The sequence below is a fragment of the Diaphorobacter sp. JS3050 genome (assembly GCF_013154915.1).
In the GTDB taxonomy this organism is placed as follows: Bacteria; Pseudomonadota; Gammaproteobacteria; order Burkholderiales; family Burkholderiaceae_C; genus Diaphorobacter; species Diaphorobacter nitroreducens.
The window spans coordinates 1868002-1894146 of sequence record NZ_CP053553.1 but is presented as its reverse complement, the minus strand read 5'-3'; the positions used below and the strand labels follow the sequence as shown (position 1 = coordinate 1894146).

Below are 26145 nucleotides of genomic sequence, written 5' to 3'. Positions count from 1 at the left end.
GGCCGCAGCGATCAGACGCCGGCCCGCTTCAGCACCAAGGCCTCGAACGCCGCGGCCTGCAGCGGTGGGCTGAGCAGATAGCCCTGCCAGGCGTGGCAGCCGTTGCGCTCCAGAAAGGCGCGCTGCGCCTCGGTCTCAACGCCCTCGGCCACCACCCGCAGGCCCAGGCTGGTGCCCAGGGCGACGATCGTGCGTGCGATCACGGCATCGTTGGGGTCGGTGAGCACGTCGCGCACGAAGCTCTTGTCGATCTTCAGCTCGTGCAGGGGCAGGCGCTTGAGGTAGGCCAGCGACGAGTAGCCCGTGCCGAAGTCGTCCAGCGAGAAGCCCACGCCGTAGCCACGCAACTGCACCATCTTGGCGATGGTGTCCTCCACGTCCTGCAGCAGCATGCCCTCGGTCAGTTCCAGCCGCAGGCGGCGCGCGTCGGCGCCCGAGGCGGCCAGCGCCTCCAGCACCTGGGGCACGAAGCTACCCTCGTGGAACTGGCGCGGGCTCACGTTCACCGCGACGGTGAGCTCACCCAGCACGGGGTGCGCGCTCCACTGCGCCAGCTGTGCGCAGGCGCTGCGCATCACCCACTCGCCCACGCGCAGGATCAATCCGCTTTCTTCCGCCAAGGGAATGAATTCCGCTGGCGAGATGAAGCCCCTGTCCGGGTGGCGCCAGCGTACCAGCGCCTCGGCGCCCGTGATGCGGCCCTGGTCCACCTTGGGCTGGTAGAACAGTTCTAACTGTCCCGCATCCAGTCCGGCGCGCAGGTCCGCCTCCAGCGCCGCGCGTTCGGACACCGCAGCCTGCATCTGTGGATCGAAAAAGCGCAGCGTATCGCGCCCGGCGGCCTTGGCCTCGTACATGGCAAGGTCGCTGCGCTTGAGCAGCTCGTCCGCCGATTCGCGCACCCCGCGGAAGATGGCGATGCCCACGCTGAGCGCCGTGTGGTGCTGCTGACCGTCGATGTCGAAGGGCGCGCGAATGGCCGCCAGGATTGTCTGGCCCATCTCCTCGGCGCGGTTGGCGGCCTCCTGCGGGTCGGCGCCCAGGTCCTTGAGCACCACGACGAACTCGTCGCCGCCGTGGCGCGCCAGGGTTTCGTCCTCGGGCACGCAGTCGCGCAGCCGCCGGGCCACCTCGCGCAGCAGGCGGTCACCCATGTCGGGGCCTTGCGTCTCGTTGATGGTCTTGAAGTTGTCCAGATCCAGCATCATCACCGCGCCGCACAGCTGGTGGCGGGCGCTCATGGCCAGCGCCTGCTCCAGGCGGTCCAGCAGCAGGCGGCGGTTGGGCAGGCCGGTGAGCGGATCGTTGTAGGCCAGGTAGCGCACCTCTTCCTCGGCCGCCTTGCGCTGGCTCTGGTCCACCATGGTGACGATGTGCGAATCGCCCAGGATCATGCCGGACAGCTCGACCGCGCGGCGCACGCCCGACTTGGCGGTGATCACGCATTCCACGGTACGGATGGCACCGTCGGGGTTCTTCACCGCCGCCGTGCACGCAGCGAGCCATGCCTCGCGCGCATGCTCGCGTTGGTGTGCATCGGGCATTACCAGGCGCCACCAGGTGTCCACGTCGGGCGCCTCGCGTATGTCGTAGCCGCAGATCTGGACGTGCCGGTCGTTGCGGAACACGATCTTGCCGTCCTGCACCTGGTTCACGCCCACGGGCATGTGGTTCAGGATGTTGCGCAGGTGCTCCTCGCTCTGGCGCAGCACCTGCTCCATGTGCTTGCGCTTGCTGATGTCCTGCACCACCGCAAGGTGGTGTTCGGGCTGGCCTTCCAGGCGCAGCGGGGAGACCATGAGGTCCACCCACACCTCGCTGCCGTCCTTGCGGCGGTAGCGCTTTTCCATGCGGTATTCGCTCAGCTCACCGGCCAGCATCCGCTGCAGTTGCTCCAGGTCCGCGGCCAGGTCGCTGGGCTCGCTGAAGTCCTGAAAGCGCATCTGCTGCAGTTCCTGCGCGCTGTAGCCCAGCAGGTCGCAGAACTTCTGGTTCATGCGCACCAGGCGGCCGGTGCGCGAGTCGGTCTGGGCGATGCCTACCGCGGCCTGGTTGAACACGGCGCGCAGGCGCGCCTCGCTTTCGCGCAAGGCCGTATCGGTCTCCTTGGCATGGTCCAGTGCCTGCGACCGCCGCAGCACCAGCATCGATACCAGCGCGGTGAGCAGTGCGGTCACCAACAGGCCGCCGGAGCCCAGCAGCCAGGGCAGGCGCGACTCCTGCGGCGAGAGGAACGGCACGACGGGCTGGAACTGCAGGCTCCAGCGCCTTCCGCCCACGCGCACGCTTTGCTCATATTCCATGGCAGAGGTGCCGACGCGCGTCTCCGATTCAAAGAGGGATTGCGGCGGAGCAGGCTCCTCGCTGTTGAAGGGGCCCACGTCCGCCATGCGCAGCGCCAGGCCCTGCATGTTGCCCGCGGTGCGCACGGCATGCACGATGTCGTAGATGCGCAGGCTCACGCCCACCGCCCCCAGAAAGCGCGCCGGCCCCGCCTGTCCGGCCGCCGGCTCGGCAAACACCGGCATGCGGATGATGACGCCCGTGCGGTGCTCGGTTTCCTGGTGCAGCTCGAACGGCGCGGAGGCGACCAGCCCGCCGGTGTCGCGCGCACGGCGCATGGCTTCGAGGTTGGCTGGCTGGGAATGGATCTCCAACCCTTGCAAGCCGCTGTTGCCCCCCTGGGGCCAGAGGTAGTCCACCACGAAATAGTCGGGCAATACGGCCTGCGGATGGATGGCGAAATCCCGCGGCAGGTCGCCGTCCAGATGCGGGTCGGAGCGCGCCTGCTCTTCGAAGGCCGCCCGCCGGGGGCCGGGCACGTACCGCGTAAAGTTGATGTTCTTCACGCCGGGGTGGTAATGCTGCAGATCCAGCTCACGCGCCACGCGCTCGAAGTCGGCGCGCCGCAGCTGCGGATTCACCGTCAGCAGGCCGCGCATGCCCTGCAGCAAAACCGCGTGGGACTCCATGCGCCGCTGCAGCGTCTCGACAAACAGCCGGGCCTCCTGCTCGAAACGCACCCGCGCGATGGCCTGCATGGAGGATTGCTGCTGGTGGTACAGCGCGTAGCTTGCCGCGCAACCGGCCAGCGCCACGGCCGCTCCGGGGAGCCAGTGCCAGGGGAACGAGCGCTGTGCGTGGGATGTCGGCATGCGGGGCAGATGGACAAGGAGGACAACGGCTGATAGGCAGCCGCCGCGCCGCAGAGCATAGCGGCATTTACCCGTGCGGGGGCAACAGACACCGCCAACGTCTACTGCGACCGCGCGGCTGCGGCGCCTGCGCAATTCCCCACGCCGGCGTCGCCAGCCGCCGGCCCGTACCATGGCCGCATCAGGAGTGCCCGCCATCGTGTTGTTTCGGTTGTTCGAAAATCGTGTCCCCCCGTACCCTGCGGCCGAGCCGACCGTGCCGCCCGCCGGGTTCCTCGCCTTCGTGTGGGCCAGCACGCGCGGCCTGCGCGGCTATGTCGGGGCCATGGCCGCCCTGTCTGCCGTGGTGGCCATCTACGAGGCGCTGCTGTTTGCCGTGCTGGGGCGGGTGGTGGACTGGATCGCCGCCACTGCGCCCGAGCGCTTCTGGGCCGAGCGCGGCACGCTGCTCGCCGGGGTGGCTGCGGTGCTGGTCGCCAGCATTGGCATAGTGGCGCTGCAGACCACCGTGCGCCACCAGGTCTTGGCCATCAACTTCCCGCTGCGCCTGCGCTGGAACTTCCACCGGCTGATGCTGGGCCAAAGCATGGCGTTCTATGCAGACGAGTTCGCGGGCCGCATCACCACCAAGATCATGCAGACCGCGCTGGCCGTGCGCGACATGATCTTTACCACCTGCGACGTGGTGATCGGCATGGGTGTCTACCTGGTCACCATCCTGGCACTGGCGGGCGGCTTTGAATGGCGGCTGCTGCTGCCCTTTCTTGCGTGGGCGCTGTGCTACGCGGCCGCGTGCTGGTACTTCGTGCCACGCCTGGGCCAGGTGAGCAAGGCCCAGGCCGACGCGCGCTCCGTCATGACCGGCCGCGTGACGGACGCTTACACCAACATCGCCACGGTGAAGCTGTTCTCGCACACGCGGCGCGAGGCCGAGTTTGCCCGCGCGGCGATGGACGCGTTCAAGACCACGGGCTACGCACAGATGCGGCTGGTCAGCCGCTTCGAGATCGTGAACCACGCCCTGGTGGTGGGCATGATCCTCGGTGCCTGCGGCACGGCGCTATGGCTGTGGTCACGGGGCGAGGTAGGCGCCGGCGCGGTGGCCGCGGTGACCGCCATGGCACTGCGCGTTTCGGGCCACGCCCACTGGGTGATGTGGGAGATGACCACGCTGTTCGAGAGCGTGGGCACCATCCAGGACGGCATCAACACCCTCACCCGCCCGCGCACGGTGGTGGATGCGCCCGATGCCCGCCCGCTGCAGGTCACGCGTGGCGAGGTGCAGTTTGAGAACGTGCGCTTCGGCTACCGCGACGGCGCGGCAGTGATCGACGGGCTGAACCTCACCATCCGCCCAGGCGAGCGCATCGGGCTGATCGGCCGCTCGGGCGCGGGCAAGTCCACGCTGGTCAACCTGCTGCTGCGCTTTCATGACGTGCAGGGCGGACGCATTCTGGTGGACGGGCAGGACATCGCCCACGTCACGCAGGACAGCCTGCGCCAGGCGATCGGCATGGTCACGCAGGACACTTCGCTGCTGCACCGATCGATGCGCGACAACATCCTGTACGGCCGCCCCGATGCCTCCGAGGAAGACATGCGCCTGGCTGCCGAACGCGCCGAGGCCGTGCAATTCATCGACGAGCTGACCGACCTGCAGGGCCGCAGCGGCTACGACGCCCAGGTGGGCGAGCGCGGCGTCAAGCTCTCGGGCGGGCAGCGCCAGCGCGTGGCGATCGCGCGCGTGATGCTCAAGGACGCCCCGATCCTGCTGCTGGACGAGGCCACCAGCGCGCTGGACTCCGAGGTGGAGGCCGCCATCCAGCAGAGCCTGGACGGACTGATGCGGGGCAAGACGGTGATCGCCATCGCGCACCGCCTGTCCACCATCGCCGCCATGGACCGGCTCATCGTGCTGGACGCCGGCCGCATCGTCGAGGAAGGCACGCACGCACAGCTGCTGGCGCAAGGGGGTGTCTATGCGCGGCTGTGGACGCACCAGAGCGGCGGCTTCATGGGACAGGACCCGGACGAGGCCTGAGCGATACAGGATCGGCCGCGCACGATCATGGCAATCGGGATAGAAATAGGCCTCCAAGGCAATACTGGCAAGCGCCAACAGCTCTTATAACAATAGCACAAGAGACTGAAGACTCCCAGTTCAGCTCTGCTCCTCGGGGCCCAGGGGATGGGGGCGCGGCGGCTCGTGCGGCGGCAACTGCAGGAACAGCGCCGTGGCCGCCAGCGTCAGCACCCCCATGCAGGCAAACGTGGCGCGAAACGCGTGGAGCGTGTCCTGCGCATCTGCGGCGCCAAAGTAGCCCTGGAAGCTCGCCAGCACCGCCCCGGCAGCCGCCACCCCCATGCCCATGGCCAGCATCTGCACCATGGACAGCAGGCTGTTGCCGCTGCTGGCATGACCCGTGTCCAGGTCCTTGAGCGTGACCGTGTTCATGGCCGAGAACTGCATGGAGTTCACGCCGCCAAACGCCGCCAGCTGCACCATCAGCAGCCACGGGGGCTGGCCGGGCGTGATCAGGCAGAAGCTGGCGATGAGCAACGCCAGCGCGCAGGTATTGACCACCAGCACCTCGCGATAGCCCCAGCGCCGCACCATGAAGGTGACCGCAGGTTTCACGGCCATGCTGCCCAGCACCGTGGGCAGCATCATCATGCCCGCCTGCATGGGTGCGTAGCCCAGGCTGACCTGCAGCACCAGCGGGATCATGAAGGGCATGCACGAGCTGCCCAGCCGCGAAAACAGGTTGCCCAGCAGCCCCACGCGCAGCGTGCGCACCGAGAACAACCCCGGCACAAACAGCGGCGCATCGCTGCGCAGCGCGTGCAGCCAGTAGGCCGCCAGACTGGCCAGGCCAAAGATCATCATCACCAGCGACGACGCGCTGCGCGCACCACCGCCGGCCATGCCCTCCACCGCCAGCGACACGGCCGCCATGCCAAAGGCCAGCAGGCCATAGCCAACGAAGTCGAATCCACGCACGGCCAGCACCTCTCCCGCCGCCATGAAGCGCCGCGCGGCCATCAAGCCCACCAGCCCCACGGGCACATTGACCCAGAAGATCCAATGCCAGGAGGCGTACTCCACCATCCAGCCGCCCAGGGTCGGCCCGATCAGCGGCCCCACCAGCCCGGGAATCGCCACGAAGCTCATGGCGCGGATGAACTCGTCGCGCGGAAACGCCCGCAGCACCGCCAGCCGCCCCACGGGCAGCAGCAGCGCACCGCCCAGCCCCTGGACCACGCGCGCGCCCACCAGCAGCGGCAGCGTGGACGACAGCGCGCACAACACCGAGCCGAGCACGAACAACGCGATCGCCGACATGAACACCCGCCGCGTGCCGAAACGGTCCGCCAGCCAGCCCGACGCCGGAATCAGCACCGCCATGGCCAGCGAATACGCCACGATCACCGAGTGCATCTGCAGCGGGCTCTCGCCCAGGTCGCGCGCCATGGCCGGCAAGGCCGTGTTGACGATGGTGGCGTCCAGCGTCTGCATGAAAAATCCCAGGGCGACCAGCCACAGCAGCGGCTGGCGCGAAGTGGGCGAAACAGGTCCACGCGTCATGAAATCGCCCAGGGCGGGCTCAAAAAAGGAGGCCAAAGTGTGCCATTGGGACCCGTTTGCGGATTGACGCGCGGTTCATGTCCGTCGAAACGGTGTGGGGCCCTGTCCACCAAACACGAACCGCTATCAAAGTAGAAGCGTTTTCCCGAGATGGTGAGTGGCCGGCATGCGAAAGGCAGTGCACCCCATCACCGGGCAAAACCCAGCAAGACGTTGCCTATCACCGCGGGCACGTTCATGAAAATCCATGTAAATCAACTATTTACTATCACTTGTCGGCAGATTTCCCGCCATGCCGTGGTACCCTCGCGCCCCATGTTTCGTCGGTTGTGCCTGCTGCTGCTGCTTTGCTCGAATGCCTACGCCGCTCCCTCCCCCGAGGTAGAGCGGGCAGCCGCCACCCCTGCAGCCAGCATTGACCGCAGCCTGCTCGTCCAGTTGCAGGACGTTCAGCACAACGTGGCAGACCGCACCTCCTCCCTGATTTCCACCGCCATGGGCTTCATCGGCGTGCCATACCGCCGGGGTGGCAGCAGTGCCGAGACGGGTTTTGATTGCAGCGGCTTCGTGCGCGCCATCTATGAGCAGGCCAAGGGCATGGTGCTTCCACGCCGCGCCAACGAGCAGGCCGCCGCCACCGAAGTCATCGACAAAAAAGACCTGCAGCCCGGCGACCTGGTGTTCTTCAACACCATGCGCCGCGCGTTCAGCCACGTAGGCATCTACGTGGGTGACGGCAAGTTCATCCATGCCCCGCGCTCCGGTGCGCAGGTGCGCGTGGAAGACATGGGCGCTTCCTACTGGCAGCGGCGCTTCAACGGTGCACGGCGTGTGACCACGGACGAAGACGCCGCCGCCATGGCCATGTCCGCTCGCGCTCCGGCCGCCAACTGAGACCGGGGCCGGCACCCTGTCCGGCACTGCTGTAGTAATTGCGGTAAGTAGCTACGCACCGGGCCAGCGTTTTCAGTGCCTGCACATGGGGTGACGGTGTGCAAGCCACACAGGTGTCCTGAGTCCTTCCAGCCATGACCACACCCACTACGCGCTTTTGGCTCATGAAATCGGAGCCCGACGAGTGTTCCATTGACGATGCATTGGGCGCTCCGGGCGCCACCGTGCCCTGGACCGGCGTGCGCAATTACCAGGCGCGCAACTTCATGCGCGACGAGATGCAGGTGGGGGATGGCGTGCTCTTCTACCACTCAAGCTGCCCTGCACCCGGTATCGCCGGCATTGCACGCATAGCCTCGGGCGTACGCCCCGACCCCACGCAGTTCGACCCTGAATCCCCTTACTACGACCCCAAGTCACCCCTTGAGAAACCCCGGTGGCTGCTGCGGGACGTGCAAGCCGTGCGCAAGACACGGCTCATTGGCCTGGCGGAACTGCGCGCCCATCCCGAATTAGCGTCGATGCGCGTACTGCAGCGAGGCAACCGGTTGTCGATCACGCCGCTGCAGCCGCAGGAGTGGACCTTCATCACGCAGGTGCTCGCGGCAGACTAGCGGGCCGCGCGGGTGTCCCCGTCACGCATCGACAGGCTGGAGGCGGGAGGACTGGAGGCGGGAAAAGGGAATCCCGCCAAAAATCCAACCTTCATCAACCCGCCCCCTTGGCGCGCAGCAGCGCTACCAGCTCCGGCACCAGCGCCTGCGGCCCACCCTCGGCAACGGCGGCGGCAAAGGTGTCGTGCACGGCCTGGGCAATGCCATCGGCCGCGCCGCCTTCGTGCGCCATGGCGGTGTAGTAGCCCATGTCCTTGAGCGCGTTGGACATGAAGAAGCGCAGCCCGGAGGGGTCCTGCTGCAGCAGGTAGGGCCGCAGGCGCTCCAGCGCCACGCCGCCGCCGCCGCCCTTGGCGAGAACATCCAGGAACACCTGCGGCGCCACGTCGGCCGCCAACGCGCACGCGGCAGCCTCCGCGATCAGAGCCACGCTGCCCAGCGACACATAGTTGTGCAGCAGCTTCATGCGGTGGCCGCTGCCCACGGCACCGGTATGCGTGATGTTCTCGGCAAAGCACTGCAGCACCGGGCGCACTTCGTCGAGCAGTGCGGCCTCGCCGCCCACCAGCAGGTTCAGCCGGCCCTCGGCGGCCTCCTTGGGGGTGCGGGTCATCGGCGCATCCAGAAACCGCCCGCCGGCCGCCGCCACGGCGCGGGCGACGGATTCGGTGGACGAGGGAATGGCCGTGGAGCAGTCGATCACCACGGTGCCGGGCTGCAGGGCGGCCAGGGCGCCCTCCTCGCCCAGCAGCACCGCCTCTACCTGGGGCGATCCCGTCACGCACAGGATGAGCACCTGCACCTGTCGCATCAGTTCATGCACCGATGCGGCGCAGGCCACGCCCTGGGCGCGCAATGCATCCAGGGGCTGGTTGCCAGGGTGCTCCAGCACCGTCAGCGCATAGCCCTTGCGGGCGATATTCATGGCAATGCCGTGGCCCATCAGGCCTACGCCGATCAGTCCGATGCGAGGGGTGTTCATGTGCTGCGTTTCAACCGGTGGGTGGGAAGCGGTGTCCACCGCATTGTGGCGCGCGGAGCCCCTTCAACCCACCGCCGCCGTATCCCGGAAAACCAGTACCTTCAGCGACCGCTCCTCGTCCACATCGGCGAACACCGCCGGGTTGGGAACGCGTTCCACGAACGCCAGCGAAGGCGCCTGGGTTCGCATCTGCTCGCAGAGAAACTCCATCCCCAGCTCCGGCGCGTTCAGGCACAGCAGGGCGTGGCCGCCCGGCATCAGCAGTTCCGGCAGGCGCCGCATGAGCCGCGCATAGTCCTTGGTCGCGACGAAGCTGCCCTTCTGGTAGGACGGCGGATCCACGATCACCAGGTCGTACGGCCCGCTGCGCGTGATCTTGCCCCACGAGCTGAAGATGTCATGCGCCAGAAAGCGGGCACCGGCGCCCAACCCGTTGAGCTGGTGGTTCTGCTGCCCGGTGGCTATGGCACCCCGGCTCATGTCCACATTCACCACCTCCGCCGCGCCCGCCTGCAGCGCGGCAACCGAGAACGCACAGGTATAGGCGAACAGGTTGAGCACCCGAGCGCCGCACCCGGTGCGTGCGCGGTGGTTCGCCACATGCGCGCGCACCCAGCGACGCCCTTCGGCCATGTCCAGGAACAACCCGTGGTTCTGCCCGCGCAGCACCTGGACGCGCAGGCGTGCGCCATCCTCGGTGACCACATGCAGCTCGGGCACCTCGCCCGCCATCAGCCGCGTATCGCTGCGGCCCTCGATGCGCAGCGCCTCGCCGCGGTGCTGGAACACCCAGTTCAGCGGCTGCCCTGGCGCCACCTGCTGCCATCGTGCGCGCAGGGCGCCGTCGACGGTGGCGAGTGCGTCGTCCGTCACCGGGGCGAAGCTGGTGAGCACCAGCACGGGTGGATAGGCATCCAGCGTCCACTGCTCGCTGCCGGGAAACCGCCCGCCACGCCCATGGAAGATGCGGCAGGCCTCAACGGGCGGAGTGAGGGTGGCGATGGCGTCGAGCAGGGCTTGCATGAGTGGGGTCGGGCGCAAAGAAAAACAGGCATCAAAATGCCCGCTAACGCAGATTGTGCCAGCGCTAACAGCTATGGTTTTTACGTTATCGTCACGGTTTCATCCGCTCCGTTCAAGGCTTTTGCATGACCTTCGCTGACAACCTGCGCCAATTGCCCTCCATTGCCCACCTGGCAGCCCTGCAACTGCTGGACGACGCCGGCCAGGTGGTGGCCACCATTCCCAACCAGCCGGGCAAGACGGGCTCGCTGACCGTGTACGCCGCGCTGGCCGCCAAGCACGGCGGCATCACCGTCGCCGCGGCGCAGGAAGGCCTGGAACTGTTCGCCGAACACACCGCCGATGCCCGCCAGCATCCCGGCAGCCATCCCAACATCGACCGGCTGCTGCAGGTGATCGCGACGGGCCAGGGCTACCGCGTGGCACTGGTGCAGGCCTGAACTGCCACGCACACTCGCCAACCCAGCACCTCATACTCAAAAACGCCTCCAGCCCTTGCACAGCAAGCGCCAGGCGCTATCAAAAGCATAAAAAAGGCAGCCAGAGGCTGCCTTTTTTGCTACGGCCGTGGCCTTTACCTGCGCTGCGGCGGCACGTCCGTGCAACTGCCGTGGGCAATCTCCGCCGCCATGCCGATGCTCTCGCCCAGCGTGGGGTGCGGGTGGATGGTCTTGCCGATGTCCACCGCGTCGGCGCCCATCTCGATGGCCAGGGCGATCTCGCCGATCATGTCGCCGGCGTGCGTGCCGACGATGCCGCCGCCCAGGATCTTGCCGTGGCCCCGGCCAGCATGGCCGTCTCCTGATCCTGCTTCGGGGCTGTCGTCGAACAGCAGCTTGGTAAAGCCTTCGTCGCGCCCGTTGGCGATGGCGCGGCCGCTGGCCGCCCAGGGGAACAGGCCTTTCTTGACCTTGATGCCCTGCGCCTTGGCCTGGTCCTCGGTCAGGCCCACCCAGGCCACTTCGGGGTCGGTATAGGCCACGCTCGGGATCACGCGGGCGTTGAAGGCGGCGCTTGCCAGTTCCTTGTTGCCCTGCAGTTCGCCGGCGATGACCTCGGCCGCCACGTGCGCCTCGTGCACCGCCTTGTGCGCCAGCATGGGCTGGCCCACGATGTCGCCGATGGCGAAGATGTGCGGCACGTTGGTGCGCATCTGGATGTCGACGTTGATGAAGCCGCGGTCCGTCACGGCGACACCGGCCTTGTCGGCGGCGATCTTCTTGCCGTTGGGCGTGCGGCCCACGGCCTGCAGCACCAGGTCGTACACCTGGGGCTCGGGCACCGTGACGCCGTCCTTGGCGGGCGCGAAGCTCACCTTGATGCCCTCGGGCGTGGCCTCGGCGGCCACGGTCTTGGTATTCAGCATCACGTTGTCGAAACGGTGCTGGTTCATCTTCTGCCATACCTTGACCAGGTCGCGATCAGCGCCCTGCATCAGGCCGTCCAGCATCTCCACCACGTCCAGGCGCGCGCCCAGCGTGCTGTACACCGTGCCCATTTCCAGGCCGATGATGCCGCCGCCCAGGATCAGCATGCGTTTGGGCACGTCCTTGAGCGCCAGCGCACCGGTGGAATCCACCACGCGCGGATCGTCGGGCATGAACGGCAGGCGCACGGCCTGGCTGCCGGCGGCGATGATGGCGCGCTTGAACGCCACCACCTTCTTGGCGCCGGTCTTGTCCTGGCTGGTGCCGGTGGTTTCCTCCACCTCCAGATGGTTGGCGCCGACAAAGTGGCCGTAGCCGCGCAGCACGGTCACCTTGCGCATCTTGGCCATCTGCGCCAGCCCGCCGGTCAGCTTGCCGATGACCTTTTCCTTGTGGCCGCGCAGGGTGTCGATGTTGACCTGCGGCGCGCCGAAGTCGATGCCGGCGCTCTTCAGGTGGCTCACCTCGTCCATCACCGCGGCCACGTGCAGCAGCGCCTTGGAGGGAATGCAGCCCACGTTCAGGCACACGCCGCCCAGGGTGGCGTAGCGCTCGACCAGCACCACGTTCAGGCCCAGGTCGGCCGCGCGGAAGGCGGCGCTGTAACCGCCGGGGCCGCCACCCAGCACCAGCACATCGCACTCCACGTCGGCACTGCCGCCGAAGCTGGCCGCTTCGGTTTTAGGAGCTGCTGGCGCTTGAACAGCGGGCGCTGGAGCCGGTTTTGACTCAGATGGCGGTGCGCTGGGCGTGCTCGCCGCGGCAGGGGCCGCAGCCGGCGCCGCCGCACCCTGCGCCACTTCCAGTGTCAGCAGCACGGAGCCCTCGGCCACCTTGTCGCCCAACTTGACCTTGAGCTCCTTGACCACGCCGGCGTGGCTGCTGGGAATCTCCATGGAGGCCTTGTCGGACTCCACGGTGACCAGGCTCTGCTCGGCCCGGATGGTGTCGCCCGGCTGCACCAGCACTTCGATCACGCCCACCTCGGCGAAGTCGCCGATGTCGGGCACCTTGATGTCGATGATTGCCATATGTTGTGCTCCGTCCTTACAGCAGGATGCGGCGGTAGTCCGCCAACACCTGGCCCAGGTAGGCGTTGAAGCGCGCGGCAGAGGCGCCGTCGATCACGCGGTGGTCGTACGACAGGCTCAGCGGCAGCGTAAGGCGCGGCACGAACTGCTGGCCGTCCCACACGGGCTTCATCTGGCTCTTGGACAGGCCGAGGATGGCCACCTCGGGCGCATTGATGATGGGGGTGAAATGCGTGCCGCCAATGCCGCCCAGCGAGCTGATCGACATGCTGCCGCCCTGCATGTCGGCCGCACCCAGCTTGCCGTCGCGGGCCTTCTTGGCCAGCTCGGCCATCTCGGCGCTGATTTGCAGGATGCCCTTCTTGTCGGCATCTTTCAGCACGGGCACCACCAGGCCGTTGGGCGTGTCGGCCGCAAAGCCGATGTGGCCAGCCGGTATTCATCGAGAACAGGCGCGAGAAGCCGAAGCGCGTCATGTCGCAATTGGCGGAAATCCTGTCGAGCGTCAGTTCCCTGTCCAGTTTGGTTTCGATAAACCAGAGTGCTTGTCCAATCGGATTCATGGCGTGCCATTGAGGGTGTCGAGCGGACTATATGGTATCGGCGGCGGGGGCATTTGATCGTTCTTGCAGGGCTGGCGAATGCAAGCAATCATCGCTGCCGAAAACGGGACGGATGGCGCGACGGGTGACATTGTCGCCGCACTGCGCTACGCTCCCAACTCCGATACCCCGAGTCGCAATAGCATGTCGTTCATCAGCACCGGCGTCGAGTATGGCCTGCATTGCCTGCTCTATCTCGCCGACACTTCCACGGGCGTGCGCGACGCGAGCGTGCGCGACCTGGCCGAGATGCAGGGCGTCTCCGTCGATTACGCGGCCAAGCTTTTCACGCGTCTCGCGAAGGCCGGGATCGTCGTGTCCAGCGAAGGCATTCGCGGCGGCTTCGCGTTGGCGAGGCCCGCGCGGGACATCTCCGTGCAGGACGTCGTCGAAGCGATCGACGGCGACAAGCGGCTGTTCGACTGCCGTGAAGTGCGCGGCCAGTGCGCGGTGTTCGAAGGCGAGCCGCCCGCGTGGGCCACGCGCGGCACCTGTTCGATTCACGCGGTGATGCAGGCGGCGGAACGGGCGATGCGGGAGGAACTCAGGAAGCAGTCGCTCGCCGATCTCGCCGGGCAGGCCTGGTCGAAAGCGCCTGCGGGCTACGGCCCCAAGGTGGTCGGCTGGTTCGCCGATCGCGCGGCCAGCCGCGGCGGCGAGCGCTGATTCGCGCCGCGCCGCGGCGGCGTCGCACGACGACACGCGGGATGCAGCCACTGCCCCCCGCGCATCGTGCGGGCAAACGCGTTGCTCAGGCCACGACGATCCGCAACGGATCCGCGGCCGCCAGCGCTTCCGCGCGATCCGCGCGCGGCGGATAGATCCATTCGGAATTGATCTGGTGCTTGAGCTTCTTCGCCTCCGCACCCGTCAGCTTCACTTCACGATCCCAACCTTCCGTATAGACCGCACCCCACGGGCCGAGATCCAGGCACGTCACGTACTTCGGCTGGCTGTACGGGATATGTTCCAGCCCCAGCAGATCGGCTGCCACGTTGTGCCCTGCCGAACGGCCCAGGTTCATCGCGTGCTGGCATGACATCATCGTGTGGTTGCCTTCGTCGTCGGTGGCCGCATACGCGACGTCGCCCGTCGCGTAGACACCCGGCACGCCTTCGACCGCCAGGTTGCGATCGACGTGCAGGCGCCCCGTCACGTCGCGGCGGCCCGGAATCTGTTCCGTCAGCGTGCTGGCCCGCAGGCCGGCCGTCCAGATCACCGTGCTCGACTCGATCCGCTCGCCGTCCGCCGTCGTGATACCGGCCGCGTCGACCGATGCGACACCGGACCCGAGCTTCCACGTCACGCCGAGCGTGCGCAGCGCCTCCTCGATGACGGGGCGCGGGCCCTCGCCCAGGTCGGGGCCGATTGCGTCGTTGCGCTCGACGATCACGACCCGCACGTTTGCGTGTTCGCCCAGCGCGGCGCGCAGGCGGGCCGGCATTTCCGCTGCCGTCTCGATGCCGGTGAAGCCGCCGCCTGCCACCACGACCGTATCGCGGGCCGTGGAGGCCGGCTGCAACGCCAGATCGCGAATGTGCGCTTCGAGTTCGACGGCTTCGTCGGTTTGATCGACGCTGAACGTATGCTCGGCCAGGCCGGGAATCGCGGGGCGGAACAGGCGGCTGCCGGTCGCCAGCACGAGGCGGTCGTAGTCGAGCGTCGTCGCTTCACCGTTCGTGCGCAGCACGTCGGCGGCCCGGCGCGCGACGTCGATGCGCTCGACCGTGCCTTGCACGAACGTCACGCCCACCGCGTCGAAGATCTCGCCGAGCGGCGCCCGGAAGTTTGCCGGGCCTTCTTCGTAGAGGCGAGGACGGACGTGCAGATGGGCATCCGGCGCCACCACGGTGATTTCCACGTCGGTTCGACCGTGCGCGTCCAGCACGCGCGCCGCGCTCAGCGCGCTCCACATGCCGGCGAAACCGGCCCCGATAACAAGAATTTGCTTTGCCACTGATTGACTCCGGTTGATTGATGCATGAGGTCGGTAGAACACCGACGTTGCCTGCCGCATCGATGCGCTCCATAACTACGATTCTATGAGTCGTAGTTATGGAGCGCAAGTCCTGTGTGCGGAATGGCGCGTGGATCAATCAGGGAGCGACCCGACGAAAGACGGTGTCGGGAACGGGAAATCGCTTCGATGCAAAGGCGATCGATGCGTGGTCGCATCAGTACCGCGACCTTGCGCGATCGATCCGGACAGGCCGATTGGTCAGGGAGGCGGGACGTATTCGCAGCGTCAGATCTGGTGTGCCGAAGCAGATCGCCACGCCGGGCGGCGTGGCGATGAGGGCCAGGATTGCGCGGCTTAGCCGAGCGGCCAGTTCAGGATGGCGATACCGTCGTTGTAGTCACCGTCCGTCCCGTCTTCCGATCCGACCAGGCCGAAGTAGGTCTTCTTGAAGAGGTCGACCTGGCGCGAGCCGATCTTCGACGGCTTGCCGTTCGCCGTCACGACCACGCGCACCTTCCCCTTGCCGGAGTTCACGATCTGCGTGTTCAGGTTCGTGTCCTGCGTGCCGGCGCCCTGGAACGTCGCGGCCGGTTTCGCGTTGTCGTCGACGAAGACCTCGATCGTCTGCTGCGCCGACGAATTGACCAGCGCGGTCACGCCGAACGCGATGTTCGGCGGCAGGTTGAAGATGCCGTCGCGTTCGCCACCGCCGGTCGTCGTGGTATCCGGCTGCGTGGGCTGCGGAACGGATAGGAAATTCAACCGCATGAGGCCAAGTATGGCACGCGTTTTGGGCCTCGAAACACGTTCGGCCAAGGAAGGTTGAGCGCTCGCTTGCCGCTCAATGGCAAGAGCTTGGGAGGCAGTATGCATTTGGGTCTGGCGCGCACGCAGCTACTCACCGCAGCGATGGATACCGCCGCTTCACTGGGTCACCAATTGACGCGCTGGTCCACCTCGTCGGGTTGAGCTGCCAGATCCCAATCCGGCTCGCCTTGCACCCCGTCATCCACCGGCGCGTCGCAGTCCTCCCACAGCGGTGGCCCGCGTGCCGGGGTTATGTGCGGTGGCTGCGAGTCCACCCCGATGTGGTTCAGGATGTGGCGGATTTCGGCGCTGTGCGTGATGAAGGCAATGATGCGCATTTGCCCCCCGCAGTTCGGACACAGCAGTGGGAAGACCTCGTAGATGCGGGCAATCAGCACCGCCCATAGGTAGTGCGCTGGGCGTTTGGGAGGTGCTGCAGGTTCTGGTGTGGGTGTGGCCGCGTTGCCCGGCGCCGCCACCCCAGGTACGCCCACGCCCACGCCCGCGCCAGATTGTGCAGTCTCGACCGTGGCTGGTTGCGCCGCAGCAGGCTGGGCCAGAGCCGTCACCGCCTCCCTCAGCGGCGAGTTCGGTGCCAGCACGCCAAAGTAGCGGTGCCGGTGGGTGCGTGGTGGGGGTACCAGGGCGGCAATGCGGTCGATGAGCTCCAGCGGTGTGAGGTGCAGTTCGTCTGCCTTGGCACCGCGCTGGTCACTGGTGGGCTCGCTGCGCTGTTTGGCACAGCGGTACACCAGTTCGCTTCCCTCTTTGCGTAGGCGCTCCATGGAAAACGGTGGACGCGCGCAATAGCGCAGCAGCCGCTCCAGCGCAGCGCGGTCGTGGGCTTCGATGCAGACACCGGCGTCCACCGAGAAGCCGCTGTGTTTGTAGCCCAGCAGGTCTTTGGCGTCACAGTTCTCCAGCAGGCCCGAGCAACGAAGGCGCGCAGGATGCGTTTTTGCAGTGTGGTCTGCACTGGGGCCACGGTAGCCGCATCGATGCCGGTGGCCGCGTGAAAGATGACACCCGGCGATGAGATTCGAGGGGTCGCATCAGCATCGCCCTCGCCCTCCACTTCCTCAAACACCCCGTCCACCACACAAACGTGGAAGTGGACGTGTTCATTGAGGCTGGAGCCGAATCGGTGAATGAAGGCGATGGCACCGATGTGCAGGCCTGCCTTGTCCATATGGGCCGCACCGGGGCTGTGGGTCTGCAGAGTTTGTGCGATCACCCGCAGAAAGATGCGCAGCACCATGCTCAGCACCGCTCCGTCGCGCTGCATGAAGTAACGAAGCCGCTTGGGAACCGACAGCACCCACTGGCGCACCGGCAGGCGGGGGAATACGTGATCGTTCAGGTGCGCTGCTGTCTCCACCATGCGCCGGGTGGTGCACGAGGGGCAGACTCCCCGGCCTTTGCAGGAGAAGGCTACAAAGTAGTCGTGCCCACAGTCGCCGCAGCGAGCGCGGGCAAAGCCATGGGCAAAGATGCCGCACTCAAGATACTTGGCAAACGCTTTGCGCACGAAGGGCTTGGGGGTGTGGTGGTCGCCCTGGCCGTCGAACTGACCCGCGCTGGCCAACTCTAGCCAGGTCTCGTAGTGCTCGGCTACCGTTTGGTACAGCAGCGTGCGTTCGGGGTGGCGTGGGTTGTAGAGCTTGGGCTTGGAAGTGGCTGACATGAATACTGTACAAATGCACAGTATTCTGCGGCGATTGTTTGGGTACGCAAAGCACAAGGCCCGAACCGTCGCCAGTTCGGGCCTTGGCAGGGTAGCTTGGCTGCGGACTTACTTGCGCGCAGGCGGCACATCCGTGCAACTGCCGTGGGCAATCTCCGCCGCCATGCCGATGCTCTCGCCCAGCGTCGGATGCGGGTGGATGGTCTTGCCGATGTCCACCGCGTCGGCGCCCATCTCGATGGCCAGGGCGATCTCGCCGATCATGTCGCCGGCGTGCGTGCCGACGATGCCGCCGCCCAGGATCTTGCCGTGGCCCCGGCCAGCATGGCCGTCTCCTGATCCTGCTTCGGGGCTGTCGTCGAACAGCAGCTTGGTGACGCCTTCGTCGCGGCCGTTGGCAATGGCGCGGCCCGAGGCCGCCCAGGGGAACAGGCCCTTCTTGACCTTGATGCCCTGCGCCTTGGCCTGGTCCTCGGTCAGACCCACCCAGGCCACTTCGGGGTCGGTATAGGCCACGCTCGGGATCACGCGGGCGTTGAAGGCGGCGCTGCTTCCGCCTGGCTACTGAAATCACCTCTGCTGCGAATCCACGTCACGACAGAGATGATGTCGTCATGATTTCCAACCTCAAACTGTAGAGGCTTGCGATCGGTGGGAACGCCATGTGAATCAGTCAATTGCTCCAGAGTTACGCGATAACGGTATTGCCTCATTTGCATGGGTCCTCACGTTGGGCTAACTGTCATGACCCTTGCGGTTCACCCTGGATGATGGAAGACACTGGGGGCGTGCGGGCCAGCGCGGGTAGAGGTCGGTCAATTCTTTGATGGCACTCGACCGCGATCGCTAACTTGACCCGCTGCCGACCACTCGTACCCAGGATTGCCTGCGGGCGTTGCCCAGACCCAGCCGGGTCAGAGCGCGCCTGACAGCCCACATTAAAGAGAGCCGCCGGGCTTGCCCGGCAGGCCGTTGGTCGGCGGCACCTTGGCTGGTCCGCACGCTTGTGATTGTCATTCAAGCTGCAGGAGAGCCGCAATGGATTTGACCCCGATGCACAAGCGCGTCATTGCGCTGGACGTTCACCAGGCCAAGATCACGGCCTGCGCCGTTGTCGAACATGACGATGGCCGGGTAGAGGTCACCAAGCGAGACTTCGGCGCCTTCAAACGCGACCGCCGCGCCTTGGCGCAGTGGGCGCTGGAGATGGCCCCTGAGGTCGTGGTGATGGAGAGCACAGGGGTGTATTGGAAAAGCCCGTTTGCGGCGCTGGAGGCGGTGGGCCTTATTGCTTGGGTGGTCAACGCGCGGCATGTCAAGGCTGTGCCCGGTCGCAAGACCGACATGGCCGATGCACAGTGGCTGGCCACGCTGGCGCGTGCGGGTTTGCTGCGCGCCTCGTTCATTCCACCGGTGCAGATGCGCCAGCTTCGCCTGGTAGCGCGCCAGCGGCAAAAGCTGGTGGGCATGTGCAGCGCCGAGAAGAACCGGCTGCACAAGGTGCTGGTGGACGCGGGCATTCGCATCAACGTGCTGGTGGCCGACATCCACGGACAGAGCGCGCGTGCCATGGTCAAAGCCCTGATCGAGGGACAGCCCATGCACGAGGTGCTGAACCACAAGGGGCGGCTGCGAGCGAGCAGGCAAGAACTGTGCGAGGCCCTGAGCACCGAGCAGTTCAGCGCAGTGCACCGCTTTGTGGCCCAGGAGATCGTGCAGCACATTGAGCAGATCGAGCAGCGCATCGCCCGCATGGACCAGTACCTGCTGCAGGGCCTGCAACCCTGGCAGCCACAGCTCAGGCTGCTGCAGACCCTGCCGGGCATCGACGAGCAGGGGGCGGCCATGCTGCTGGTGGAGATTGGTGCGGACATGAGCGTGTTTGGCAGTGCAGAGCGCCTGGCCAGTTGGGTGGGCATCTGCCCAGGCAACAACGAGAGCGCGGGCAAGCGCAAAACCGGGCGCATCCGCAAGGGCAACGCCTGGGTCAGAAGGCTGCTGTGCGAGTTCGCCCAGGCTGCAGCACGAACGCGCTGCGCACTCAAGGCCAAGTTCGACGCGCTGACCATCCGAAAGGGCCACAAGAAGTCAGTGGTGGCGCTGGCCCACAAGATGCTGCGCACCATCTACGCCATGCTCAGCAACGCAAGCCACTACCAGGACAAGGAGGTCGATTACGAGGCGCTGAACGTTCAGCGCAACGCGCCGCGCTGGATCAAAATGCTGCGCAAGCACGGCTTCATCGCCACGCCCGCTGCCGCCTGAGACGCGCTTGCCCGCTGACCATCGGCCTTGGCCAGCCTCAGGTCAGGTGTCGGCACGTCCGGTGGCGGGTGTCTTCCACATTAATGACGCTATTCACCGATGCGGATCTTCGGCGTCACGGACATGCCGACGCGCAGGTTTGCAGCGTCAAGCTGGTCGGGGTCGATGCGAATGCGCACAGGCAGGCGCTGGACGATCTTGGTGAAGTTGCCCGTGGCGTTGTGTGGCGCGACAGCCGAATAGCTGACGCCACTGGCCGGCCCCAGGCTTTCCACGGTTCCCTTCAGTACGGCACCCGGCAAGGCGTCCACCTTGATGTCCACCGATTGTCCGGCCCGTACACGCGCCAACTGCGTCTCGCGGAAGTTGGCCGTGATATAGAGGGCATCGAGTGGAATCACCGCCAGCAACGGCTTGCCAGCATTCACGAATGCGCCGACACGTACCGACTTCTGGCCGATCATGCCGTTGATGGGCGCGGTGATTTGGGTATAGGAAAGCTTCAACTCCGCAGCCGCCTGTGCGGCCTGCGCTTGAGAAAGCGCAGCCTTGGCCTTTTCAAGATCGGCTTTCAGGATGTCCGTTTGCTGCCGCGCCGCTTGCAGGCCCGCGCGGTTCTTGTCCCGGCTGGCCAGCCGAATGGCCAACTGCGCTTCGGCCTGTTGTTGTGCCTGGATCGAACCAGATCCATCGGCTGCCAAGTTGCGATAGCGTTTTTGGTTGGCCTCTGCCAGTTTGAGTTCGGCATCGTCCACCGCAACGGCTGCCTGCGCTTGGCGGATCGCGGTTTCTTGCTGCGCCACACGCGCGGCAAGCCCCGCGACGCTGGCCTCGGCGGCGGCGACTTGTGCCTTTGCCGCATCCACCGCAACGATGAAATCCCGGTCGTCGATGGCTGCGAGCAAATCCCCTGCCTTCACTGGCTGGTTTTCTTCGACCAGTACCTTGCCGATCACTCCCGACACCTGGGGCGCGACGAGGGTGAAATCAGCCTGTACATAGGCGTCGTCCGTGGATTGGGTCGATGCGCTGGACTCGGGACGATTCAGATAAATGACACAGCCCGCTGCGACTGCGAGCAGCAGCACGGCACTGGTGATCTTGGCTTTCTTCGGCATCGCCATGGTGGAACTATCCTTGGGACGACGATGTGGATTGAGGGGCAGCGGGCTGCAAATCGGGGGCGGGAATGTAGGTCAGCCGCAATACGAAGGGGACCATCACCAGTGCCAGAACGCCCAGCACGCGGTAAGCATCCGCGACCGACAGCACCAGTGCCTGCTGGCCGATGATTCCCATCAGTTGAGTGGGCTCGGGGACAAGCGGAACGGAGTTGCCTACGGACGCGGCGTGATCCAGCAGCATCTCGGCGTGGAACCGCTGCCTTACGGTCACGAGCTGCCCGACCATCGCGCCGCCGAATACCGAGCCCAGGGCGCGCAGCGTGTTGATGTTCCCCGACACATACGGGCCTTCGCTGGGGTGCACGACGCTGGTACACAGGAACAGCAGCGAGACAACGGCCATGGGCTGGCCGAAGGCTTGCAGCGTCTGCGTCAGCACGAACTGGTCGCGGTTCCAGTCGGAAGTCAGTTGCGCACCAAAGAAGCACGCCAAGGCGATCAGCAGCAGGCCGCCCGCAAACACGAATCGGGCATCGACCCATTTCCGGTACAGGAACAGCGCCACCACGAAACCCAGGATAAGTTGAGGCAGCGCGACGATCAGGCCGATCGGTGCCATCTGAAGCGGCCGGTAGCTCTGGAGCGGCCCAAGATAGGTCATCGGCAACATCACGCTAGAGTTCAGCACGACAAGAAGGCAGAAGAACAAGGTGAAGCCCAACGCCAGGTTGCGGCGACTGAGCATCTGCAATTTGATGAACGGCGCCGGGTGATACCACTCCGTCAGCAGATAGGCCGCCAGCAGCGTCAGCCCGGCCACCAATGAGACGACGATGAGGGGGGAGTTGAACCAGTCCAGCCGCACGCCCTGATCCAGGGCGACGGTAATCAGGGCAAATGCCGGTATGCCGAAAGCCAGGCCGGGCCAGTTGGCCTGCGGGAAGCGGTCTGTCTGGATCGGGTCTTTCGGCAGGCCCCATCCGATCAACAAGGCGGCAATGGCCGCGAGCGGAAGAATCTGCCAGTACACCCAGCGCCAATCGAACAGGCCATCGGTCCATTGCCCCGCCAGCCAGATCGAAAGGTTCGGCGCGAAGGTGGCCGTCAGTGCATACAGCGCCAGTCCGTGCAGCCGGATGTGAGGCGGCAGGAATTTCAACGCCGCCATCATCAGCACGGGAATCATCGTGCCGCTGGCGATGCCTTGCAGGAAACGCATGACCAGCAGCAGATCGAGGTCATGGATGAAGGGGATGCACACCGCCAGCAAGGTGCATACACCGATCATCCACAGCTCGAATCGGCGCAGCGAGAGGGTGATGGCGAACCATGCCGAGAACGGCAGGGCGATCATTTCACCCGCGCTATAGACGGTGGTGAGCCAGGAGGCATCGTCCAGGCCGAAGCCCAGCGCGCCGCGAACGTCTGCCAGGGCCAATGCACCCACGCGATTGTTCAGTCCGGCCATCATGGCGGCGATGAGGATGCCGACCAGCCCGGCAATCGCCCGCTTCGGCGCTGCTGCCGCAGCAGCGGGTGCGGGCGGCGCCGCTGTCGGCTGCAACTCTACGGCACTCATTGCTCAACCTTGGGCTGCGAGGTAGCCGACGACGCGGTGGCCGTCAGGGGCGCATCGCCGCCGGCCTGCCGCTCGGATGTGAGTGCGTCGGGGTTCCAGCCACCGCCCAGCGACTTGTAGAGATTGACCAGGGTGAGCGCGGCGTTGGTGGCGCTGGTATTGAGACTGGTCTGGCTGGCAAGAACGCCACGTTGCGCAGCCAGGACATTCAGGTAGTCGGCAGCGCCTTCCTGATAGCCGCGCTCGGCAACATGCAGCGCCTGCTTGTTCTGCTCATACGAAACCAGCAGTTCGGTATGGCGGTTCTGCTGGGCTGCCCAGGCGTCCAGGGCGTTGTCCACTTCATGCCAGGCTTGCAGCACCGTCTGCCGGTAGGCGATGGCGGCAGTTCTTTGCCGTGCCTCGTTCAGCGCAAGGCGCTGCTTCAGACGCCCGCCCTGGAAGATGGGAAGATAGACCGTGGGGCCGACGGAGAAGAACCGGGAATCCCAACTGTCGAGGTCGTTGAACTCGAAGGCTTCGACGCCGACTCTTCCCCGCAGGCCGATCCGCGGGTAGAAATCGGCTTTGGCGACGCCGATGGCCGCCGTTGCAGCATGGAGTTGGGCTTCGGCGCGCTGTATGTCCGGCCGCCTGTGCGCCAATTCGGAGGGCAAGCCCACCGGCACATTGGAAGGAAGCGAAGGTAAGGGCATCGCTTCAAGCAACTGCGCATCGAGGGCGCGCGGCTCCTCACCCAGCAGCAGTGCCAAGGCGTTCATCAGCGTGTTGCTGCGCTGGACCAGTTCGGGCACCAGCGCCTCGACCGTTGCCAATTGCGCGCGCGCCGAAGAGGTTTCAAAGCGCGTGGCGACACCATTGCGCTCACGGCTTTCTGCAAGGCGGAGAGTGCGATCGGCGACCTCCAGGTTCTGCCGGGTGATGTCCAGTTGCGCTTGCGCACCGCGCAACTGGAGATAGGCGCGGGCCACCTCGGCGGACAAGGCCACCCGTGCCGCCTCGCGCTCATACACCGTGGCCTCGAAGGCAGCCGCGGCGTCTTCACGCGATCGCCGCGCACGGCCCCATAGATCGAGTTCCCAACTGGCTTCGAATCCCAACTGCCAGAAATCGCTCGCGCTCGTCGGTGCGCCCAGCGCGGCAAACTTGCCGTGCTCGCTGATCGCCTCGCGGGAATAGCCCGCCGAGACGCCCACGCTGGGCAGCAGCAGCGAGGAGGCAATCCCCAACTGCGCTCGGCTTTGCTCGATGCGTTCGGAGGCGATCTGCAAGTTGAGGTTGCCCGCCTGCGCACGGGATTGCAGACCCGCTAGCACGGGGTCGTTGAACAAGGTCCACCACGAAGATGGGAAGTTCGCAGCGGATGTTTCATTCGGTTGCGCGTAGTCCGCCCTGGGCGACAGTTGAACGGTCGCAAGCCTGTCGTCGGGTTTCACGAAGTCAGGACCAACCGCGCAGCCGACCAGTGAGATCGTGCAGAGCGCCGTGCCTGCTTGTCGCAGCAGTTGTGAGAGCAGCGGTTGTGACGTCATGAAGGTTCACCAAGTATATGAGTTGTACCGAACCGCTCGGACGGATAGGAAATTCAACCGCATGAGGCCAAGTATGGCACGAGTTTTGGGCCTCGAAACACGTTCGGCCAAGGAAGGTTGAGCGCTCGCTTGCCGCTCAATGGCAAGAGCTTGGGAGGCAGTATGCATTTGGGCCTGGCGCGCGCGCAGCTGCTTCCCCGCAGCGATGGATACCGCCGCTTCACTGGGTCACCAATTGACGCGCTGGTCTACCTCGTCGGGTTGAGCTGCCAGATCCCAATCCGGCTCGCCTTGCGCACCATCATCCACCGGCGCGTCGCAGCCCTCCCACAGCGGTGGCCCGCGTGCCGGGGTGATGTGCGGGGGGGCAGACTCCACCCCGATGTGGTTCAGGATGTGGCGGATTTCGGCGCTGTGGGTGATGAAGGCAATGATGCGCATCTGCCCACCGCACATGGGGCACAGCAGCGGAAATGCCTCGTAGATGCGGGCAATCAGCACCGCCCACAAGTAATGCGCCGCTCGCTTCGGGCGTGCTTCAGGTTCGGGTGTGGGTGTGGCCGCGTTGCCCGGCGCCGCCACCCCTGGTACGCCCGCGCCAGGTTGTGCAGTCTCCACCGTGGCTGGTTGCGACGCAGCAGGCTGAGCCAGCGCCGTTACCGCCGCTCTCAGCGGCGAGTTCGGTGCCAGCACGCCAAAGTAGCGGTGCCGGTGGGTGCGTGGCGGTGGCACCAGCGCGGCGATGCGGTCGATCAGTTCCAGCGGTGTGAGGTGCAGTTCGTCTGCCTTGGCACCGCGCTGGTCACTGGTGGGCTCGCTGCGCTGTTTGGCACAGCGGTACACCAGTTTGCTTCCCTCTTTGCGTAGGCGCTCCATGGAAAACGGTGGACGCGCGCAATAGCGCAGCAGCCGCTCCAGCGCAGCGCGGTCGTGGGCTTCGATGCAGACACCGGCGTCCACCGAGAAGCCGCTGTGTTTGTAGCCCAGCAGGTCTTTGGCGTCACAGTTCTCCAGCAGGCCCCGAGCAACGAAGGCGCGCAGGATGCGTTTTTGCAGTGTGGTCTGCACTGGGGCCACGGTAGCCGCATCGATGCCGGTGGCCGCGTGAAAGATGACACCCGGCGATGAGATTCGAGGGGTCGCATCAGCATCGCCCTCGCCCTCCACTTCCTCAAACACCCCGTCCACCACACAAACGTGGAAGTGGACGTGTTCATTGAGGCTGGAGCCGAATCGGTGAATGAAGGCGATGGCACCGATGTGCAGGCCTGCCTTGTCCATATGGGCCGCACCGGGGCTGTGGGTCTGCAGAGTTTGTGCGATCACCCGCAGAAAGATGCGCAGCACCATGCTCAGCACCGCTCCGTCGCGCTGCATGAAGTAACGAAGCCGCTTGGGAACCGACAGCACCCACTGGCGCACCGGCAGGCGGGGGAATACGTGATCGTTCAGGTGCGCTGCTGTCTCCACCATGCGCCGGGTGGTGCACGAGGGGCAGACTCCCCGGCCTTTGCAGGAGAAGGCTACAAAGTAGTCGTGCCCACAGTCGCCGCAGCGAGCGCGGGCAAAGCCATGGGCAAAGATGCCGCACTCAAGATACTTGGCAAACGCTTTGCGCACGAAGGGCTTGGGGGTGTGGTGGTCGCCCTGGCCGTCGAACTGACCCGCGCTGGCCAACTCTAGCCAGGTCTCGTAGTGCTCGGCTACCGTTTGGTACAGCAGCGTGCGTTCGGGGTGGCGTGGGTTGTAGAGCTTGGGCTTGGAAGTGGCTGACATGAATACTGTACAAATGCACAGTATTCTGCGGCGATTGTTTGGGTACGCAAAGCACAAGGCCCGAACCGTCGCCAGTTCGGGCCTTGGCAGGGTAGCTTGGCTGC

The 26145-nt window shown here is 65.8% G+C and carries 17 protein-coding genes and 4 pseudogenes; 6 read left to right on the top strand and 15 right to left on the bottom strand.

The genetic code is table 11. The features are described from left to right. Positions 1 to 11 precede the first annotated feature (11 nt). On the bottom strand, positions 12 to 3155 hold the full coding sequence (locus HND92_RS09210; RefSeq protein WP_172206800.1) for an EAL domain-containing protein: 3144 nt from the start codon (positions 3153 to 3155) through the stop codon (positions 12 to 14). 172 nt (positions 3156 to 3327) lie between these two features. On the opposite strand from HND92_RS09210, the gene HND92_RS09205 reads away from it, so the two are divergent. After that, positions 3328 to 5196: an ABC transporter ATP-binding protein gene (locus HND92_RS09205; RefSeq protein ID WP_253940130.1), complete on the top strand. Its 1869-nt coding sequence runs from the start codon at positions 3328 to 3330 to the stop codon at positions 5194 to 5196. A 120-nt stretch (positions 5197 to 5316) separates the two neighbouring features. Here HND92_RS09205 and mdtD read toward each other — a convergent pair whose 3' ends face one another. Continuing rightward, positions 5317 to 6741, bottom strand: a complete 1425-nt coding sequence (gene mdtD, locus HND92_RS09200) for a multidrug transporter subunit MdtD (protein WP_172206799.1) — start codon at positions 6739 to 6741, stop codon at positions 5317 to 5319. A 315-nt stretch (positions 6742 to 7056) separates the two neighbouring features. On the opposite strand from mdtD, the gene HND92_RS09195 reads away from it, so the two are divergent. Then, positions 7057 to 7635, top strand: coding sequence for a C40 family peptidase (locus HND92_RS09195; protein ID WP_172206798.1), 579 nt, complete (start codon positions 7057 to 7059; stop codon positions 7633 to 7635). A gap of 134 nt (positions 7636 to 7769) precedes the next feature. Beyond that, the gene (locus HND92_RS09190) at positions 7770 to 8249 is read left to right on the top strand and encodes an EVE domain-containing protein (RefSeq protein WP_015913211.1); all 480 of its coding nucleotides are present in this window, start codon (positions 7770 to 7772) and stop codon (positions 8247 to 8249) included. Between the two features lie 94 nt (positions 8250 to 8343). Here HND92_RS09190 and HND92_RS09185 read toward each other — a convergent pair whose 3' ends face one another. Beyond that, entirely contained in the window at positions 8344 to 9231 is an 888-nt protein-coding gene (locus HND92_RS09185; RefSeq protein ID WP_172206797.1) for an NAD(P)-dependent oxidoreductase, read from the bottom strand. Between the two features lie 63 nt (positions 9232 to 9294). Beyond that, positions 9295 to 10254 carry a class I SAM-dependent methyltransferase gene (locus tag HND92_RS09180; RefSeq protein WP_172206796.1) on the bottom strand — a complete coding sequence of 320 codons (960 nt, stop codon included), beginning with the start codon at positions 10252 to 10254 and terminating at the stop codon, positions 9295 to 9297. Positions 10255 to 10379: 125 nt separating this feature from the next. Between HND92_RS09180 and HND92_RS09175 the strand changes: the two genes are divergently transcribed. Beyond that, positions 10380 to 10694 (top strand): DUF2322 family protein, encoded by a 315-nt coding sequence (locus HND92_RS09175; protein ID WP_172206795.1) that lies wholly within the window; start codon positions 10380 to 10382, stop codon positions 10692 to 10694. 134 nt (positions 10695 to 10828) lie between these two features. Here the strand turns inward: HND92_RS09175 and lpdA are convergent, their stop codons facing one another. Both lpdA and HND92_RS09165 read right to left on the bottom strand, forming a co-directional pair. Beyond that, complete coding sequence (gene lpdA / locus HND92_RS09170) at positions 10829 to 12712, bottom strand: dihydrolipoyl dehydrogenase (RefSeq protein WP_172206794.1); 1884 nt, start codon at positions 12710 to 12712, stop codon at positions 10829 to 10831. Positions 12713 to 12728: 16 nt separating this feature from the next. Beyond that, a pseudogene (locus HND92_RS09165) lies at positions 12729 to 13139 on the bottom strand (2-oxo acid dehydrogenase subunit E2); the annotation flags it as partial. A gap of 319 nt (positions 13140 to 13458) precedes the next feature. On the opposite strand from HND92_RS09165, the gene HND92_RS09160 reads away from it, so the two are divergent. Next, entirely contained in the window at positions 13459 to 13980 is a 522-nt protein-coding gene (locus HND92_RS09160; protein WP_172209230.1) for an Rrf2 family transcriptional regulator, read from the top strand. An 85-nt stretch (positions 13981 to 14065) separates the two neighbouring features. On the opposite strand, the gene HND92_RS09155 is transcribed toward HND92_RS09160, so the two are convergent. From HND92_RS09155 to HND92_RS09135, 5 genes and pseudogenes are all read right to left on the bottom strand, one after another. After that, complete coding sequence (locus tag HND92_RS09155) at positions 14066 to 15271, bottom strand: NAD(P)/FAD-dependent oxidoreductase (RefSeq protein WP_172206793.1); 1206 nt, start codon at positions 15269 to 15271, stop codon at positions 14066 to 14068. Positions 15272 to 15628: 357 nt separating this feature from the next. After that, a pseudogene (locus HND92_RS19165) lies at positions 15629 to 16018 on the bottom strand (fucose-binding lectin II); the annotation flags it as partial. Positions 16019 to 16206: 188 nt separating this feature from the next. Continuing rightward, positions 16207 to 17765 (bottom strand): annotated as a pseudogene (locus HND92_RS09145) (IS91 family transposase). A gap of 108 nt (positions 17766 to 17873) precedes the next feature. Next, a pseudogene (locus HND92_RS09140) lies at positions 17874 to 18317 on the bottom strand (dihydrolipoyl dehydrogenase); the annotation flags it as partial. Continuing rightward, positions 18290 to 18478 (bottom strand): DUF3861 family protein, encoded by a 189-nt coding sequence (locus HND92_RS09135; protein ID WP_253940128.1) that lies wholly within the window; start codon positions 18476 to 18478, stop codon positions 18290 to 18292. The pseudogene HND92_RS09140 and the gene HND92_RS09135, both read right to left, overlap by 28 nt. A 325-nt stretch (positions 18479 to 18803) precedes the next feature. Between HND92_RS09135 and HND92_RS09130 the strand changes: the two genes are divergently transcribed. Then, complete coding sequence (locus HND92_RS09130; protein ID WP_011803789.1) at positions 18804 to 20030, top strand: IS110-like element ISAisp4 family transposase; 1227 nt, start codon at positions 18804 to 18806, stop codon at positions 20028 to 20030. Between the two features lie 89 nt (positions 20031 to 20119). Here the strand turns inward: HND92_RS09130 and HND92_RS09125 are convergent, their stop codons facing one another. The 4 genes from HND92_RS09125 to HND92_RS09110 form a co-directional block, all read right to left on the bottom strand. After that, entirely contained in the window at positions 20120 to 21154 is a 1035-nt protein-coding gene (locus tag HND92_RS09125; RefSeq protein ID WP_011806069.1) for an HlyD family secretion protein, read from the bottom strand. Positions 21155 to 21161: 7 nt separating this feature from the next. Continuing rightward, complete coding sequence (locus tag HND92_RS09120) at positions 21162 to 22733, bottom strand: MFS transporter (RefSeq protein WP_216662917.1); 1572 nt, start codon at positions 22731 to 22733, stop codon at positions 21162 to 21164. Further along, positions 22730 to 24265 carry an efflux transporter outer membrane subunit gene (locus tag HND92_RS09115; protein WP_172206791.1) on the bottom strand — a complete coding sequence of 512 codons (1536 nt, stop codon included), beginning with the start codon at positions 24263 to 24265 and terminating at the stop codon, positions 22730 to 22732. The genes HND92_RS09120 and HND92_RS09115 overlap by 4 nt, the downstream gene beginning before the upstream one ends. Positions 24266 to 24493: 228 nt before the next feature. Then, entirely contained in the window at positions 24494 to 26041 is a 1548-nt protein-coding gene (locus HND92_RS09110; RefSeq protein ID WP_172206790.1) for an IS91-like element ISPps1 family transposase, read from the bottom strand. Between the last annotated feature and the right edge of the window lie 104 nt (positions 26042 to 26145).